Below are 16,602 nucleotides of genomic sequence, written 5' to 3' on the forward strand. Positions count from 1 at the left end.
ACACGGGCGTACGGGCAACCCAACGATCGTACGTCATCGAGGGCCGGCGCGACCAAGGGCCGGGGTCAGCTCCCGGGCCCGAGCACGGGCCGGTGGTGCCGGGTGAGCGTGACCTCGCCGTCCGTCTCGACGATCACGGCGACGACGTCGGTGTCGGCCCAGGTCTGGTGCGTCTCGCCCGGCTCCCAGACGGCGCACCGCCCGGCGACGAGGTCGACGGGGGCGTCGTCACCAGCGGCCACGCGTGCCCCGCCGGAGAGGACGGCGAAGACCTGGCGCCGCGTCGCGGGGTGGCGGCCGAGCGCCCCACCGGCGGCGAGGTGAGCGACGTGGACGCTCGTCGCCTCGTCGGCGTCGGCGGCGACGACGTCCGGGAGGAAGTCCATCACGACGCCGGTGCTCGCGAACCGGTCGATCTCACGGCGGGGCAGCTCGTAGAGGCGCACCCGGCGATCGTGCCATGCGAGGTCGGGGTGACAGGATTTGAACCTGCGACCTTCCGCTCCCAAAGCGGATGCGCTACCAACCTGCGCTACACCCCGTGACGCGCTGCGGGGCAGCGCGACCGTGCGAGTCTATCCAGGTCGCAGCGCCGGGTCGCGGTTTTGCTAAGGTGGGGCCCGCACGTCGGCCCGACCGCTGTCCGCGGCGCCGGCGACCTGTGCGGATGTAGCTCAATGGTAGAGCCTCAGTCTTCCAAACTGATGACGCGGGTTCGATTCCCGTCATCCGCTCCCCGTTCCCCTCGCGGCCGCCGTCTCACCAGTCGTCGCGCCGTTGCAGCATGTGGACACGCGGCGATAGCCTCGACCCGCAGCACACCATCCGCACCCAGGAGGGATCCGTTCATGGGCGAGGCCCTGACCGGTCACCGCGCGACGACGCGCGGCCTCGTCCTGCGTGCCGCCACCCCCACCTGTCGCTGCTGTCGGTAGAGCGTTGACCTCCGGTCTCCCGGAAGGCTCGCCCGAGCGCGTCAACGCTCTTCTCCCCCACGCCCGCCGGCGGCCCTCGTGCTGCCCGTGCGGGCCGTCCGGCACACCCCGGGCACCTGACCCCACCCCCGCCCTGTCACGGGCCAGCCCACCGAAGAGGAACACATGGCACGCATCTACGAGGACGCGACGAAGCTCATCGGCAACACGCCGCTCGTGCGTCTCAACAAGCTCACCGAGGGCCTCGAGGCGACCGTCGTCGCCAAGCTGGAGTTCTACAACCCCGCGAACTCGGTCAAGGACCGTATCGGCGTCTCGATCATCGACGCCGCCGAGGCGTCGGGCGAGCTGAAGCCGGGCGGGACGATCGTCGAGGGCACGTCGGGCAACACCGGCATCGCGCTCGCGTGGGTCGGCGCCGCCCGCGGCTACAACGTCGTGCTGACCATGCCCGAGACCATGTCCAAGGAGCGCCGCGCGCTCCTGCGCGCCTACGGGGCCGAGCTGGTGCTCACCCCCGGCGCCGAGGGCATGAAGGGTGCCGTCGCGCGGGCCGAGCAGATCGCCGCCGAGCGTCCGGGCGCCATCCTCGCCCGCCAGTTCGCCAACGAGGCGAACCCGGCCATCCACCGCAAGACCACCGCGGAGGAGATCTGGGCCGACACCGACGGCGCGGTCGACATCGTCGTCGCGGGGATCGGGACCGGCGGCACCATCACGGGCGTCGGCGAGGTCCTCAAGGAGCGCAAGCCCGAGGTCAAGATCGTCGCCGTCGAGCCGGCCGAGTCGCCGATCCTCACGGGCGGCCAGCCCGGCCCGCACAAGATCCAGGGCCTCGGCGCGAACTTCGTCCCGGAGATCCTCAACACCGAGATCTACGACGAGGTCCTCGACATCGACGCGGACACCGCCGTCGCGACGGCGCGCGCCACCGCCAAGGAGGAGGGCCTCCTCGTCGGCATCTCGTCGGGTGCCGCCATCGAGGGCGCCCTGGAGGTCGCGAAGCGGCCCGAGAACAAGGGCAAGCTGATCGTGGTGATCGTCCCCGACTTCGGTGAGCGGTACCTGTCGACCATCCTCTACTCGGACCTGCTGGACTGAGCACCCGACATGACCGGTGTCCTGCCGCGCGCGTCGCGCCCCGTCCCACCCCGACAGGGGGCCGGGACCTCGACGCGCGCGGCGGGCGCCGTCGGCCCCGCCGCACCACCCGCGGGGAAGCGCGCGGGCGGCCGTGACGTTGCCCCCTCGGGAAGGAGTCGCGTGAGCCGTCTGCGCAGTGTCTGGTCCACCGTCCGCGAGGACCTGGAGGTGGCGCGCCAGCGCGACCCCGCGGCACGCTCCCTTCTCGAGGTCGCCCTGGCGTACCCCGGCGTCCACGCCGTGTGGGCGTACCGGGTCGCGCACACCATGTGGCGCAACCCCGCGCTGCGCCTCCCGGCTCGGCTGGTCTCCCAGCTCGCCCGCGCCGCCACGGGAATCGAGATCCATCCCGGCGCCACGATCGGCCGGCGCCTGTTCATCGACCACGGCATGGGCGTCGTGGTCGGAGAGACCACGGTCATCGGCGACGACGTCCTCCTCTTCCACGGCACGACCCTCGGCGGCCGCTCGATGACCAAGGGCAAGCGCCACCCCACGATCGGCGACCGGGTCACGGTCGGCGCGGGCGCGAAGGTCCTCGGCCCCATCTGGGTCGGCGACGACGCCCAGGTGGGCGCGAACGCCGTCGTCGTCAAGGACGTCCCACCGGGCGCCGTCGCCGTGGGCGTACCCGCGAAGATCCGCCTCCCGCAGCCGCCCGCCCGCCACCCCCAGTCGGTCGAGGACCCGTCGCAGCTCATCGAGTACGTCATCTGACCCTCGCCGTGAGTGCGGAGCTTTTGCGCGAGACGCCTGGCGTGTCGCGCAAAAGTTCCGCACTTAGCGAGAAGTTGTTCTAGTAGTAATAGAACTACTAGAGTGATGGTGTGATCTTCCGACTCGACGTCACGAGCGGCGAACCTCTGTTCGCGCAGCTCGCCGCGCAGGCGCGGCTCGCCGTGCTGCGCGGCGAGCTGCGGCCCGGCGAGCGACTGCCCGCCGCACGCGAGCTCGCCCAGGCGCTCGACGTCAACATGCACACCGTCCTGCACGCGTACCGGGAGCTCCGCGACGAGGGCCTCGTCGAGCTCCGTCGCGGCCGCGGCGCCGTCGTCGCGGGGCGACCCCCGCCGAGCTCGACGCCGTGCAGGACGCCGTCGCCGCGCTCGTGCAGGCCGCACGCTCCGCCCATCTGTCCGCCACCACCACCACGACCCTCGTCCAGGAGGCGTTCCAGCGATGACGACGACCCCACGGCCCGATCCGTTCCCGGTACCGGGCGCCCGACCGGACCCTCCCGCGCCGGAGGGCTGGCGCAGGCACGCCCGCGCGACGGCGCTCTGGAGCGGCGGTGTCGCGCTCGCGCTCCTGGTCGCCTCGGCGCTCGTCGCCGCCTCCTGGGGAGACGAGCTCCCGGACCCTGTCGCGAGCCACTGGAGCGGGAGCGGCAGCCCCGACGGGTTTTCGTCGCTCGGCAGCACGATCGCGGTCGGGCTCGGGATCGGCGCCCTCTGCGTCGTGGTGTTCGCGGCGATCACCTGGTTCTGGGGGAGGCAGGCCTCGACGCGCCGCATCATGGCCGCGGCCATGATCTGGATGGCCGGGCTGATCTCGCTGGCGCTCGTCGGGATGCTCGACCAGCAGCGAGGGCTCCCCGACGCGCACCAGGCCGGCTCGGTGAACGGCGTCCTTCTCATGGCCGTCCTGGTGCCACTGCTGCCGGCCGCGGCTGCGGCCCTGCTCGTGCACCCCGACCCGCCGCTGCCCGCCACCGGCATCCTGGCCTCCGACGCGCCGCGGACCACCCTGCGCCCGGACGAGCGCGCCGCCTGGGTAGGGCGCGCGTCGGGCCGGGCGCTGCCCGCCGTCGTCCTCGGGACGACGATCGTGGTCCTCGCAGTCGCCGTCGCCTCGCAGCTCTGGTTCCTGCTCGCCGTCGCCGTGGTCCTGCTGGTGCTGCTGCTGTCGATGGCGTCGTTCCACGTCCGCGTGTCGGAGAGCGGACTGACGGTCCGGTCGGTCTTCGGGTGGCCCCGCACGGCCGTCCCGGCGGACGAGGTCGAGCGCGCCGACGTCGTCCGGGTGCGCCCGACGCGCGACTTCGGCGGCTACGGCTGGCGGCTCGGGCGGCAGGGCCGCACCGGCATCGTCCTGCGGTCGGGCGAGGCCCTCGAGGTCACACGCACGGGTGGCCGGCGGCTCGTGGTCACGGTCGACGACGCGGCGGACGCCGCCGCGCTGCTCAACACGATGGCCGAACGGGCGCGGGCCGCGCGGTAGAGTGCGCAACTACCTGAGACGGACGGTCTCAGGAAGTTGCGCGGCTCGCGCACGACCTCGACGCGGAGGAGACCCCATGCGCTTCGGCATCACCACCGGCTACTGGTCCGCAGGCCCTCCCGAGGGCGTGCAAGAGGCGATCGTCGAGGCCGACCGGCTCGGCATCGACTCGGTCTGGACCGCCGAGGCGTACGGTTCCGACGCGTTCACCCCGCTGGCGTGGTGGGGCTCGCAGACGTCGCACGTGCGGCTCGGGACCGCCATCGCGCAGATGTCGGCGCGCACGCCGACCGCCACGGCCATGCAGGCGCTCACGCTCGACCACCTCTCGGGCGGCCGGTTCGTCCTCGGGCTCGGGGCGTCCGGGCCGCAGGTGGTCGAGGGCTGGTACGGGCAGCCCTACCGCCGCCCGCTCGCCCGCACGCGCGAGTACGTCGACGTCGTCCGCCAGGTGCTCCGACGGGGGCGCCCGTCGCGCTCGACGGCGAGTTCTACCAGCTCCCGCTGTCCGCCGAGCGGGGCGGCACCGGGCTCGGCAAGCCGTTGCGCCCGACGGTCCACCCGCTGCGTGCGGACCTGCCGATCCTCCTCGCCGCCGAGGGGCCCAAGAACATCGCGCTCGCCGCCGAGATCTGCGACGGCTGGCTCCCGGTCTTCTACGCCCCCGGCTCGACGCGATGTTCCGCGGCTTCCTCGCGGACGGGTTCGCCGCCCGGTCGGGCGACCTCGCGCCGGTCGAGCGCTTCGAGGTCGCCGCGAGCGTCCCGGTGAGCCTCGACGACGACGTCGAGCGCGCCGCCGACCACCTCCGCCCGTGGATCGCGCTGTACGTGGGCGGCATGGGCGCCAAGGGCGCGAACTTCCACCGCAACGCCGTCGACCTGCTCGGCTACTCCGACGCCGCGGACGAGATCCAGGACCTCTACCTCGCGGGGCGCAAGGAGGAGGCCGCGAGGGCTGTGCCGACGGCGCTCGTCGAGGACGTGGCGCTCGTCGGGCCGGCGGAGAAGATCGCCGCCGAGCTGCCGCGCTGGGAGGCGAGCGCCGTCACGACGATGCTCCTCCAGGCCGACGCCGACGCCGTCCGGACGGTCGTAGGCGCCGCGGCCGCGACGGGGCTGCTCACGCGCTGACGCCGCGGGGGCCGCGGGGAGGCTCGTCCCGTCGTCGTCTTCATTTGTCCTACAAATGGCTCATCGGCTACGGTGACGGACGTGCCCAAGCTCTCCCCCAACGTCCCCCTGTCGACCCAGGTCGCCGACCAGCTGCGCGGTCGCATCGCCGACGGCGAGTTCCCCGTCGGCTCCCGGATCCCCACCGAGGCGCAGCTCACCGACGAGCTCGGCGTGAGCCGCAACAGCGTCCGCGAGGCCCTGCGGTCGCTCGCCCACGCCGGGCTCCTGCGCGCCCGCGCCGGGGACGGCACCTACGTCACCGCGACGAGCGAGCTGGCGCCCGCCCTCGAGCGCGAGCTCGAGCGCGCACGGGTGGCCGACGTCGCGGAGGTGCGGCTCGTGCTCGAGCGCGAGGCCGCACGCCTGGCCGCGGCGCGAGCGACGCCCGTGCAGCTCGGCGCGCTGGAGCACGCGCTCGCCGCGCGTGAGTCCGCCGGCACCGGTGCGACGTACGCGGCCGCGGACCTCGACTTCCACCACGCGCTCCTCGACGCGAGCGGCAACCTGCTGCTCGCCGAGCTGCACCGCGGAACCGGCGGCGTCGAGGACAGCCTGCTCCGGACGACCCCGCTCGACGCGACGTTCACCGACTTCCGCGCCTCGACCCGTCGTCTCGACGACGCGCACGCCGATGTGGTCGTCGCGGTCCGGGCCGGCGACCCCGACCGCGCGGCCGCCGCCGTCGAGACCATGATGGGCCTCGCCCGGGCGCTGGGGTCCTGGACCGACATCGGAACACAGGGAACTCCGGGCAGCGTGGCAGGAGGCGCGCGGTGAGCCCCGCGGCGCCCGCGCCCCGCGCGCCTCGCGCCCTGCTCGCGCTGGTCGGCGTGCTCCTCGTCGCCGCGAACCTCCGCGCCTCGATCACGTCCGTCGGCCCGGTGCTCGACGACGTACGCAGCGACCTGCACCTGTCGTCGGCCGCCGGTTCCGCTCTCATCAGCCTGCCGCTCGTCGCGTTCGCCCTCGTGTCCCCGGTGACCCCGGCTCTCGCGCGGCGGCTCGGCCTCGAGCGCGCGCTCGCGTGCGCGCTGGGCGTGCTGGCCGTCGGCGTCGTCCTGCGGTCGGTGCCGGGCCCAGGCCTCCTCTGGGTCGGCACGGTGCTCCTGGGCGTCGCGATCGCGGTCCTCAACGTGGCGCTCCCGGCCGTCGTCAAGCGCGACCACCCGACCCGCATCGGCACGCTCACCGGGGCCTACTCCGCCGTCCAGTCGACGTTCGCCGCGCTGGCCGCGGGGCTGGCCGTGCCCGTCGCAGACGCGGCGACGTCGGGCTGGCGGCTCGCGCTCGGGATCTGGGCGGGTCTCGCGCTCGTCGCCCTGGCCTTCGTGCTGCCGCAGCGTCACCGTCCGACGGTCGTCTCGTCCGCGCAGGACGCGGTCGCGCTCGACGACGCCCCGGCGGTCTCGCCCGCCCCTCCGGATCCCGGACGACGGTCGCCGTGGGGCACCGCGCTCGGGTGGCAGGTGACGCTCTTCATGGGCCTGCAGTCCGTCACGTTCTACGTGCTCATCACCTGGTTGCCCTCCGTCGAGCACGACCACGGCGTCAGCGCGTCGGCCGCCGGCGTCCACCTGCTGCTCCTCAACGGCTTCGGGATCGCGGGGAGCCTGGCGTGCTCCGCGCTGCTGCACCGCCTGCGCGACCAGCGGATCCTCGGCCTCGGCGGGCCGCTCCTCTTCGCGAGCGCCGTCGCGGGCCTGCTGGCCGCCCCTGGAGCGGCGGCGCTGTGGGCGTGCCTCGCGGGCGTCGCAGGCGGCATGTGCATCGTGCTCGCGCTCTCGCTGTTCGGTCTGCGCACCACGGACCACCACCAGGCCGCGAGCCTGTCGGGCATGGCCCAGTCCGTGGGCTACGTGCTCGCTGCCGCGGGACCGATCGTGTTCGGCGCGCTGCACGACGCGACCGGCTCGTGGCACGCGCCGCTCGTGACGCTGCTCGGGGTGTCTGCGGGGCAGGCCGTGTTCGGGACGCTCGCCGGCAGGGCGCGCACGCTCGCCTGAGGCGAGTCAGTCCGGGAGCCAGACCGCGTCGCGCAGCCGGACGCGGGCGCCGTCGGCGGTGAGCGGGCAACCCTCCGCGCGGAGCTCGTCGAGGGCACGCACACGGTGCCGGGCGGGCGGGTTGCCGGTCGCGTTGACGACGCGCCACCAGGGCACGTCACCGCCCGCCCGGGACAGGACGGTCCCGACCTGACGCGGACCGCCGCGGTCGCGGACGCCCAGGTCGGGGTCGGAGTGGTCGCGCAGGTACTCGGCGATCAGTCCGTACGTCGTCGCGCGGCCGGGCGGGACCCGTTCGACGACCGAGAGCACCGCGTCGAGGTAGGCGTCGTCCACGCGGGCAGCCTAGGCCCGGCGGGCGACGACGAGCGTCCGGCTCGAGTGCGCGACGAACGAACCGTCCCGCCGGATCCGGGCGTCGAGCGCGCTCAGCTCCGCGCCGTAGCGCTCGACGGTGAACCCCGGCACCCACCAGACGAGCTTGCGGAGCAGGTAGACGACCGCGCCGACGTCCGCGATCTCGATCCGGAGCCGCTCGGTCCGTAGCTCGGCGACCTCGAGCCTGGCGGCCCGTGCCTCGGCGGCCTCCGCGAACGGGTCGCGCCCTCGCCGGTGCTCCTCGTCGAGCGGACCGAGGAACGCCTCGATCAGCTCGAACCCGCTCGCGGGCCCGACGTGCTGCGCCAGGTACGTGCCGCCGGGCGCGAGCACGCGTGCGATCTCGGCCCACGGCGGCACGACGGGGTGCCGGCTGGTCACGAGCTCGAAGGCTCCGTCGGCGAACGGGAGCGGCGCGTCGTCCCGGGCCGTCACGACGGCGCAGCCGAGCGGGTGAAGCAGCGCGGTCGCGCGGGCCGCGTTGGGCGGCCAGCCCTCGGTCGCGACCATGACGCGGGGGAAGGGCGCCGCCGTCGCGAGCACCTCACCGCCACCGGTCTGCAGGTCGAGCGCGGAGCCGACCCCGGTCAGCGCCGCCGCGAGGCGCTTCGCGTACCGCCAGCTCGGGCGCTCCTCGGTCGCGCGGCCGTCGAGCCACGAGAAGTCCCACCCGTCGACGTCGGCGGCAGCGGCGTCGGCGACGAGGTCGTCGTAGGGGCGCACGGCCTCAGAACACCCAGCTCGAGCACGGCGCGACCGGCCACGCGAACGCGGCCGACGCCCGCGCGAGCGCCCCGGCCGGTGACCGGCGACGAGCCCGGCGGCGGCGAGGGCGACAAGCGTCTCCCCGCCCAGGTACGCGGCCCCGAGCTCGCGCACGTCGAGCGTGACGTCGGCGGGCTCGTCCGTGCGCACGACCTCGGCACCCGGCGCGAACGCCCGTGCCCGCAGTCGCCAGCTCCCGCTGTTCCCCGCGAGCCGCGCGTCGTGCACGCCGAGGACGACGTCCACGTCGGCCGCGTACTGCCGGGCCGCGAGCGCCGTCGGGACGTCGAGGACCCGGACCCACAGGTTGTCGAAGAGGGTGGGCGTCGCCTTGCGGCGGTCGACGAGCCACTGCGCGACGACGTCGTCGGTCGGGATCATGAACGGGTGGACGTCGTCGGTCAGGTCGAGGTCGAGCAGCACGTCCCACAGGGCGCGCGCCGCCGCGGCGTCGAGCGCCACGAACTCTCCCCGCTGACGTGGCCGCGCGGACCCTGCAGCTCCCAGTCGAGCTTGCGGCGGAACGTCGTGTACCCGCGGGGCTCGCCGTCGCGCTCGACGATGACGATGCGCTCGGGCTCGCGGCCGTCGCGGCGCAGCGGCGTGTCGGCCCAGAAGTACCGCTGGAGCTCGGAGGTCTCGCGCCCGACCCAGCCGGGCCGGTTGAGGCCCGAGCCGCCCACGTCCGCGCCGGCGCGCTCGTGCAGGTCCTCGACGAGTGCCGCGTGGCGCTCGTAGTCGCTCGTCTCGATGCGGACGGTGTGGTCGGCGGCGCCGGGCACGTCGCGCAGAGCGGCTCCGCGCGGGATCGTCACGCGGAGGTCGTCCGCGGCCTTGCCGTAGCCGAACCGGCCGTAGATGGCGGCCTCGGCCGCGAAGAGCGCCGACACGGGCTCGCGTCGCAGGAGCGAGCGGCGGAAGTGCTCGTCGATCATGGCGGTGAGGATCCCCCGCCGCCGGTGCGCGGGGTGGACCCCGACCCACGTGAGCCCCGAGACCGGGACGACGCCGCCCGGCACGGGGAACCGCGCGAAGGGGTAGGACGCGTGCACGCCCACCAGCTCGGTCCGGACGGGGACCGCGCCGTCGGCGGGCGCCGCGTCCGGGTCGTCCGGCTCGGCGACCACCCCGACGGCGCGGTCCCAGCTCAGCGGTGACGGCTCGGCCGCGAGGGCCTCGACGTCCTTGCCGGTGGGGAACGCCCAGGCGTCGAGGGTGAGGACGTCGCGCAGGTCGTCGGCGGCGAGCTGTCGGAAGTCGTAGCCGTCGGGCAGGGATGCGCGTGGGGAGCGGTGGGGCATGGCGTCGACTCTGGCAGACGACTGCGACCCCCGCACGGTCTTTCGCCGTGCGGGGGCCGGGAGGCGATGTCGTCAGCGACGGCGCAGCATGAGGGCGCACGACGCCGCGACGGCGACGAGCACCACGAGCGCGAAGACGCACAGCACGGACGGGGCGCCGAAGTGCGCGAGGGCGACGCCCACGGCGACGACGGGCACCGTGAGCCCGGCGTAGGCCGCGAGGAACATCGCCGCGAGCACCTCGCCGCGGTTCTCGGGGGCCGACGAGGCGACCGCGACGCCGATCGTCGACCGGAACACGAGCCCCTGTCCCGCCCCGGCGAGGACGCCGCCCACGACGAACAGCACGAGCGAGAGCGCAGGGCCGCTCACTGCCACGACCGCCAGCCCGGCCACCATGAGCGAGCCGCCGAGCACGAGCTGCGCGCACGGGCGGACCCGGACGAGCGCGAGCTGGGCGAGCGCGCCGGCGCCCAGGACGCCGAAGACGATCGCGCCGGCGGCGAGGTGCGACGCGACGTGGAGGGTGCCCGAGACGAACGACGCGGTCAGCGACGTGAAGACCCCGATCACGCTGAACGAGGCTGCCGCGCCGGCCGCTGCCACCGCGAACGGCCGACGCGCCTCGCGCGGCAGCGACACGCGCTGCGGCCGGTAGGACGGGCGAGGGTCCGGGAGGACGGCGGTCTCGGGGACGAGGGCCACGCCGACGAGCGCGGCGGCCAGCAGGACGCCGAAGACGACATGGGGCGTGACGAGCGGGCCCGCGACGTACTGGGCGAGGATCCCGCCGACGAGCGGACCGAGGGCCAGGCCTCCCGTGTTGACGACGGTGGCGACGGTGCCGGCCGTGCGCGCGCGTCCGGATCGGTCGCCGAGCTCGCCGAGGTGCGCGGTGGCCGTCGCGGTGAGCGCGCCGACGCCCAGACCGCACACGAGGCGCGCGACGATCAGCCCGGCCGTGTCCTTCCAGGCGAGGAACAGGCCCGCCGCGACGAGCTCGGTCGCGAGCGCCGCGACGAGCACCGGCTTGCGTCCGACCCAGTCGGACACGTGGCCGACGAGGTACAGGGCAGCCATGACCCCGACGGCGTAGGCCGCGAAGATCACCGTGACCATGGTCGTCGCGAAGCCGTCACGGGCCTGGTACAGCGGGTAGAGCGGGGTGGGGAGCGTCGAGAACGCCATGGTGACCAGGAAGGCGCCCGCGACGACCCAGAAGCCGGTGCCGTGCCCGAGCCGGCCGCTGACCGGCGCGTGCTGAAGGGTCGGGCGGCTGCTGCGGGCGGCGGCCCGTCCTGCGATCGGCGACGCCGAGGGCGCGGGGCTCGTGGTGGTGGTCATGCCTCGATCGTGCGCTGCACCGACTCATCGTGTCCAACGAATCCTTCCGCATAGACTTATCGCCATTGACGATCAGTGTGGGACGATGACCCCATGGACCTGCGCCAGCTCGAGATCTTCGAAGCCGTCGCGGAGGAGCTCAGCTTCACGCGCGCCGCCGAGCGGCTCTACGCCGCCCAGTCGACCGTCTCGGCGGCCGTCCAGTCGCTCGAGCACGAGCTCGGCGCCACGCTCTTCGACCGCTCGACGCGCCGGGTGAGCCTCACCGCCGTGGGCGAGGCCGTCCTCGCCGAGGCCCGGGACGCGATCGACGCCGTCGACCGCATGCGGACGGCCGCCGACGAGTCCGCCGCCGGGCTGCGGGGGCGTGTCCGGGTCGGGATGATCAGCAACCTCGGTGACCTCGACCTGCCCGACCTCTTCGGCGACTTCCATCGCTCCTACCCGCTCGTCGGGCTCCGGCTCGCCACGTCCCCCGAGGGCTCCACGGGCCTCCTGGAGGACCTCGCCCGCGCCCGGGTCGACGTCGCGTTCGTCGGGCTGCCCGCGGAAAGCCTCGTCGGGCTGGAGCGGATCGAGCTCCTTCGCACCCGCTTCGTCGCGCTGCTCCCCGACGGGCACCCGCTCGCCGACCGGCGCACGGTCACGCTCGCAGACCTCGCGGACGAGCCGTTCGTCGACACGCCCGAAGGCTTCGGCCATCGCGTCCAGCTCGACCGGGCGTTCGCGGCGGCCGACCTCGCGCGCCACGTCCGGACCGAGGTCGCGGACCTCGCGACCGTGCCGGGCTACGTCCGCACCGGGCTCGGCGTCGCGATCGTCCCCCTGATGGGCACCGTGGACGCTCCGGGCGTCGTCACCGTCGAGGTCGACCCCCACCTCGAGTGGTCCCTCCACGCCGTCGCTCCCCGGCACGCGCGCGGACAGCCCGCGACGGCACGACTGCTCGACCTGCTGCAGGAGCGAGCCGGGCGGCCTCCGGCTCGCGGCGACTGAGCGGGGCCCTGGAGCACCGCGAGCGTCACCGCTGGCAGGTCGCGCACGAGTAGAGGTTGCGGCCGGCGACCTCGCGGACGAGCACCGGGTTCCCGCACACGCGGCACGGCAGTCCCTCACGGTGATAGACGTAGAACGACGCGTCCGACGGGACCGCGCCGGGCACGGCGTCGCTGTTCTGCCGGACCCGGTGGCGACCGGTCGTCCCGCCGGGGACGCGGTCCTCGGGGAGCGTCGTGACGATCGCGCCGGTCCGCACGCCGTCGAGCATGAGCTCGACGAGGTCGTCCCACACCGCCCGGAGGTCCTCGACCGGCACCGACGAGCCCGGCCGGAACGGGTCCAGCCGCGCCCGATACAGCACCTCCGCGCGGTAGATGTTCCCGACGCCCGCGACGACCGACTGGTCCATGAGCCGCGCGCCGACGGGCGTCCGGGACCGCCGCACGGCATCGACGAACCGCTGCGGGTCGTCGTGCGGGTCCGGCTCCGTGCCGGCCCGGGCGGCGTCGCCCCAGCGGATCGGGTCCGGTCCCAGCCGCTCCACGACGGCGCGGGCCTCGCTGGGCGTGAGCACCTCGCACGTCGTGGGCGCGGTCAGGTCCGCCACCGCGTGGACGCCGCGCAGGCGCACCCGCACCGCGCCCCGCGGCGCAGGCGGCTGCCAGTCCGGGACGGGCGCGTCCGCGACGACCTCGAGCGCCACGTCGCCCTCGGGCCCCGAGGCCGACGCGGGCGACTCGTCGCCGCGCGGCAGCGGGACCGGCTCGTCGAGCGCCCCGGCCACAGGAGGCAGGGTCTCGGTCTCGCCTATCCGTCTGCGCGGCGCCCCGATCGCTTGCACGACGACGGCGCTCCCGTCGCCCGCGAACGTCCAGGCCCCGTAGAGCCCCAGGTGGACGCGGAGCACGCGGACGTCGTCGGGGGCGCGCGTACCGCCGTCGGCCGGGACGAAGTCGACGAAGAGCTGCTTGCCCCACGCGCTCGCGCCCGCGAGCACGCGCCCGTCGAGGAGTGCCGCGCCGCCCGCGAACCGACCCTGCGGGCTGGTCACGGTCAGCCGCTGACCCGCGAACAGGTCCGTGAGGGCGCGCGCGAGCCGGTGGACGGTGTGACCCTCGGGCACGGCCGGTCCGTCCTCGTCAGCGGCGCGCCGTCAGCGGGACGCCTCGTAGTCGGCGAGTTGACCGATCCGTCGCGCGTGGCGCTCGTCGCCCGAGAACGGGGTCACGAGGAACGTGTCGACGAAGCCCGTGGCCTCCTCGACGGTGTGCTGGCGCGCACCGACGGCGATCACGTTCGCGTCGTTGTGCTGGCGGCCCAGCTCGGCCGTCGCGGCGTTCCAGGCCAGCGCGGCCCGCACGCCCGCGACCTTGTTCGCGGCGATCTGCTCGCCGTTGCCCGACCCCCGATCACGACGCCGAGGCTCCCCGGGTCGGCGACCACGGCCTCGCCGGCCTCGATGCAGAACGACGGGTAGTCGTCCTCGCGGTCGTAGGCGTGGGCGCCGTGGTCCACCACATCGTGGCCCGAGGCCTGCAGGTGGGCGACGAGGTAGGACTTCAGCTCGTATCCGGCGTGGTCGGAGGCGATGTGGACGCGCATGGACTCATCATGCCGCACCCGGACCCGGCGCGTCCGGGACGTCCGCCCGCGACCGGCGGTGGCATAGCGTGTGCGCATGACGACCGACACCACTCCCACCGCGGGCGCGGCGCCGTCGGGCATCGAGCTCGACGGACTGGACCCCGCCACCCGACCCCAGGACGACCTGTACCGCCACGTCAACGGGCGCTGGATCTCGTCTCACCGGATCCCGGCCGACCGCGCGATGGACGGCACGTTCCGCCGCCTCTTCGACGAGGCCGAGGAGCAGGTCCGGGAGATCATCCAGGACGCCGCCGCCGGCTCGGGCGACGGCACCGCGTCGTCGGCCGAGGAGCGCAAGGTCGGCGACCTGTTCGCCTCGTTCATGGACACCGAGACCGTCGAGGGCCTCGGTGCGACCCCGCTGCGCACCGACCTCGACCTCGTCGCCGAGGCGACGACGCAGGCCGAGCTCACGGGTGCGCTCGGCGCGCTCCAGCGCACCGGTGCGCTGTCCGCCGTCGCGTTCTTCGTCGACAACGACGCCAAGGACCCCGAGCGCTACGTCGTGCACCTCACCCAGTCGGGCCTGGGCCTGCCGGACGAGGCCTACTACCGCGAGGACCAGTACGCGGAGATCCGTGCGCAGTACGCGGCGCACGTCGGGCGGCTGCTGGCGCTCGCCGGCTCGTTGGGCGCCGACACCGACGAGACCGCGCAGGCCGACGCCGGCGCGCGCGTCCTCGGGCTCGAGACGGCGCTCGCCTCGCACCACTGGGACGTCGTCAAGGACCGCGACGCCGACCTCACGTACAACGCCACGACCTGGGCCGAGCTCGCGCGAACCGTCCCGGGCTTCGACTGGGACGCCTGGGCGCACGCGCTCGAGGTGCCGGACGGCGCGTTCGACCGGCTGGTCGTCCGGGAGCCGAGCTTCCTCGAGGGCTTCGCCACGGTGTGGCAGGACGCCCCGCTCGAGGACTGGAAGCTGTGGGCGGCGTTCCACGTCGCCTCGGCCCGTGCTCCTTACCTGTCGGACGCGTTCGTGCAGGAGAACTTCTCGTTCTACGGCCGCGTGCTCCAGGGCACCGAGCAGGTCCGCGACCGCTGGAAGCGCGGCGTCGCGGTCGTCCAGGGAGCGCTGGGCGAGGCCGTCGGCAAGGTCTACGTCGAGCGGCACTTCCCGCCCGCGCACAAAGCCCACATGGACGAGCTCGTCGGGAACCTCGTCGAGGCCTACCGGGCGTCGATCAGCGGGCTCGACTGGATGAGCGAGGAGACCCGCGTCAAGGCCCTCGCGAAGCTCGACGCGTTCACCCCGAAGATCGGCTACCCGGCGCGCTGGCGCGACTACACGAGCCTCGTCGTCGAGCGCGACGACCTCGTCGGGAACGTCCGCCGGGCGAACGCCTTCGAGCAGGACCGCGAGCTCGGCAAGATCGGGAAGCCGATCGACCGCGACGAGTGGTTCATGACGCCGCAGACCGTCAACGCCTACTACAACCCGGGCATGAACGAGATCGTCTTCCCGGCGGCGATCCTGCGCCCGCCCTTCTTCGACCCCGACGCCGACGACGCCGTCAACTACGGCGGCATCGGCGCCGTCATCGGGCACGAGATCGGGCACGGGTTCGACGACCAGGGCTCCAAGTACGACGGCGCCGGCCGGCTCGAGAGCTGGTGGACCGAGGAGGACCGGGCCGAGTTCGAGAAGCGGACCTCCGCCCTGATCGCCCAGTACGACGCGTTCGTGCCGCAGCAGCTCGGACCCGACGGCCCCCACGTCAACGGCGGTCTCACGATCGGCGAGAACATCGGCGACCTCGGCGGGCTCTCGATCGCGATCACGGCCTACCGCATCGCGGTGACCGGCGACCCGGAGGGCTCGCTCGACGGCGCCGCCGAGCGGGCTCCCGTCATCGACGGGCTGACGGCGCTCCAGCGGGTGTTCCTCGGCTGGGCGCAGGTCTGGCGCACCAAGGGCCGCGACGAGGAGGTCCGCCGCCGCCTGTCGATGGACCCGCACTCCCCGACGAGTTCCGCTGCAACGGGGTCGTGCGGAACGTGGGCGAGTTCTACGAGGCGTTCGACGTGGCGCCCGGGGACGCCCTCTACCTCGACCCCGCGGATCGCGTGCGGATCTGGTGACGCGCACGCGCCCGTGAACGCGCACGCCCGGCCCCGACGACGTCGGAGCCGGGCGTCCGCGTCCGGGCGCGGGGGCGCTCAGACGCCGCCGATGCCAGCGCGCGCGATCGTGAAGCCCTTGCCGGTGGACTTGTCGAGGCACCGGACGCCGGTCTCCGAGCTCGTGCACGCGAGCTTGCCCACGGTCACCGACTCGCCGTAGTCGAGCACGTGGACCGACTTCGCCGCGGCTTTCGGCTTGCCGCCGCGCGGGACGCACGGCGTGGTCACGGTCCCGTCGGCCGCGACCTTCGCCACGTAGCCCACGGTGCCGTCGCACCCTTCGACCGGGGTCGGCTTCTTGGCGAGGCTCGCGATCCCACACGTGGCCTCGGACGCCGTCACGGTGCAGGAGATGTTCCTGCTCGGCGACGCGAACTGCTCCGAGACGACGGGCTGGGCGGCTGTCCCGGTCCCCGCGCTCGACGAGGCGCCGGCCGACGGCGTGGCCGCGGGGCTGTCCGAGCCGCCGAACAGGGTGAACCCGAGCACGAACGCCACGACCACCAGCACGCCGACGACGCCGCCCAGCACCATCACCCGCGGCTCCGGACGACCGAGCGCGGCC

General features: G+C 74.3%; 13 protein-coding genes, 2 tRNA genes and 4 pseudogenes. 10 read left to right on the top strand and 9 right to left on the bottom strand.

Features of this window, described 5'->3' with window-relative positions:
• Positions 1-65 precede the first annotated feature (65 nt).
• The gene (locus tag QQK45_RS20690; RefSeq protein WP_284294796.1) at positions 66-446 is read right to left on the bottom strand and encodes a cupin domain-containing protein; all 381 of its coding nucleotides are present in this window, start codon (positions 444-446) and stop codon (positions 66-68) included.
• Positions 447-468: 22 nt separating this feature from the next.
• Positions 469-542 (bottom strand) — tRNA-Pro (locus QQK45_RS20695).
• A 121-nt stretch (positions 543-663) separates the two neighbouring features.
• On the opposite strand from QQK45_RS20695, the gene QQK45_RS20700 reads away from it, so the two are divergent.
• The 8 genes and pseudogenes from QQK45_RS20700 (at position 664) to QQK45_RS20735 (ending at position 7,476) form a co-directional block, all read left to right on the top strand.
• Positions 664-734 (top strand) — tRNA-Gly (locus QQK45_RS20700).
• A gap of 366 nt (positions 735-1,100) precedes the next feature.
• Positions 1,101-2,036, top strand: coding sequence for a cysteine synthase A (gene cysK / locus QQK45_RS20705; RefSeq protein ID WP_284294797.1), 936 nt, complete (start codon positions 1,101-1,103; stop codon positions 2,034-2,036).
• Between the two features lie 162 nt (positions 2,037-2,198).
• Positions 2,199-2,795 (top strand): serine O-acetyltransferase EpsC, encoded by a 597-nt coding sequence (epsC, locus tag QQK45_RS20710; protein WP_284294798.1) that lies wholly within the window; start codon positions 2,199-2,201, stop codon positions 2,793-2,795.
• Positions 2,796-2,977: 182 nt separating this feature from the next.
• Positions 2,978-3,073 (top strand): annotated as a pseudogene (locus tag QQK45_RS23540) (GntR family transcriptional regulator); the annotation flags it as partial.
• Positions 3,074-3,257: 184 nt separating this feature from the next.
• A complete protein-coding gene (locus tag QQK45_RS20720; RefSeq protein ID WP_284294799.1) occupies positions 3,258-4,298 on the top strand; it encodes a DUF1648 domain-containing protein in 1,041 nt (346 codons plus the stop codon).
• A 76-nt stretch (positions 4,299-4,374) separates the two neighbouring features.
• Positions 4,375-5,431 (top strand): annotated as a pseudogene (locus QQK45_RS20725) (LLM class F420-dependent oxidoreductase).
• An 81-nt stretch (positions 5,432-5,512) separates the two neighbouring features.
• Positions 5,513-6,250, top strand: coding sequence for a FadR/GntR family transcriptional regulator (locus QQK45_RS20730; protein ID WP_284294800.1), 738 nt, complete (start codon positions 5,513-5,515; stop codon positions 6,248-6,250).
• Complete coding sequence (locus QQK45_RS20735; protein WP_284294801.1) at positions 6,247-7,476, top strand: CynX/NimT family MFS transporter; 1,230 nt, start codon at positions 6,247-6,249, stop codon at positions 7,474-7,476. Before QQK45_RS20730 ends, QQK45_RS20735 begins: the two co-directional genes overlap by 4 nt.
• Positions 7,477-7,482: 6 nt before the next feature.
• On the opposite strand, the gene QQK45_RS20740 is transcribed toward QQK45_RS20735, so the two are convergent.
• The 4 genes from QQK45_RS20740 to QQK45_RS20760 form a co-directional block, all read right to left on the bottom strand.
• Positions 7,483-7,812 carry an MGMT family protein gene (locus QQK45_RS20740; protein WP_284294802.1) on the bottom strand — a complete coding sequence of 110 codons (330 nt, stop codon included), beginning with the start codon at positions 7,810-7,812 and terminating at the stop codon, positions 7,483-7,485.
• A gap of 9 nt (positions 7,813-7,821) precedes the next feature.
• Entirely contained in the window at positions 7,822-9,081 is a 1,260-nt protein-coding gene (locus QQK45_RS22735; RefSeq protein WP_348525318.1) for a sterol carrier protein domain-containing protein, read from the bottom strand.
• Positions 9,021-9,920, bottom strand: coding sequence for a GNAT family N-acetyltransferase (locus QQK45_RS20755; protein WP_284294804.1), 900 nt, complete (start codon positions 9,918-9,920; stop codon positions 9,021-9,023). The genes QQK45_RS22735 and QQK45_RS20755 overlap by 61 nt, the downstream gene beginning before the upstream one ends.
• A gap of 72 nt (positions 9,921-9,992) precedes the next feature.
• Positions 9,993-11,264 (bottom strand): MFS transporter, encoded by a 1,272-nt coding sequence (locus tag QQK45_RS20760; RefSeq protein ID WP_284294805.1) that lies wholly within the window; start codon positions 11,262-11,264, stop codon positions 9,993-9,995.
• Between the two features lie 93 nt (positions 11,265-11,357).
• Between QQK45_RS20760 and QQK45_RS20765 the strand changes: the two genes are divergently transcribed.
• Complete coding sequence (locus QQK45_RS20765) at positions 11,358-12,260, top strand: LysR family transcriptional regulator (protein WP_284294806.1); 903 nt, start codon at positions 11,358-11,360, stop codon at positions 12,258-12,260.
• Positions 12,261-12,285: 25 nt separating this feature from the next.
• On the opposite strand, the gene QQK45_RS20770 is transcribed toward QQK45_RS20765, so the two are convergent.
• Both QQK45_RS20770 and QQK45_RS20775 read right to left on the bottom strand, forming a co-directional pair.
• Complete coding sequence (locus QQK45_RS20770) at positions 12,286-13,386, bottom strand: Fpg/Nei family DNA glycosylase (RefSeq protein ID WP_284294807.1); 1,101 nt, start codon at positions 13,384-13,386, stop codon at positions 12,286-12,288.
• Positions 13,387-13,416: 30 nt separating this feature from the next.
• Positions 13,417-13,865, bottom strand: a pseudogene (locus QQK45_RS20775) (ribose-5-phosphate isomerase).
• 76 nt (positions 13,866-13,941) lie between these two features.
• Here QQK45_RS20775 and QQK45_RS20780 point away from each other — a divergent pair.
• Positions 13,942-15,995: pseudogene (locus QQK45_RS20780) on the top strand (M13 family metallopeptidase).
• 78 nt (positions 15,996-16,073) lie between these two features.
• Here the strand turns inward: QQK45_RS20780 and QQK45_RS20785 are convergent.
• Positions 16,074-16,574 (bottom strand): hypothetical protein, encoded by a 501-nt coding sequence (locus QQK45_RS20785; RefSeq protein ID WP_284294808.1) that lies wholly within the window; start codon positions 16,572-16,574, stop codon positions 16,074-16,076.
• Between the last annotated feature and the right edge of the window lie 28 nt (positions 16,575-16,602).

Origin of the sequence: Luteimicrobium album (genome assembly GCF_030161555.1) — a bacterium.
Classification (GTDB): domain Bacteria; phylum Actinomycetota; class Actinomycetes; order Actinomycetales; family Cellulomonadaceae; genus Luteimicrobium; species Luteimicrobium album.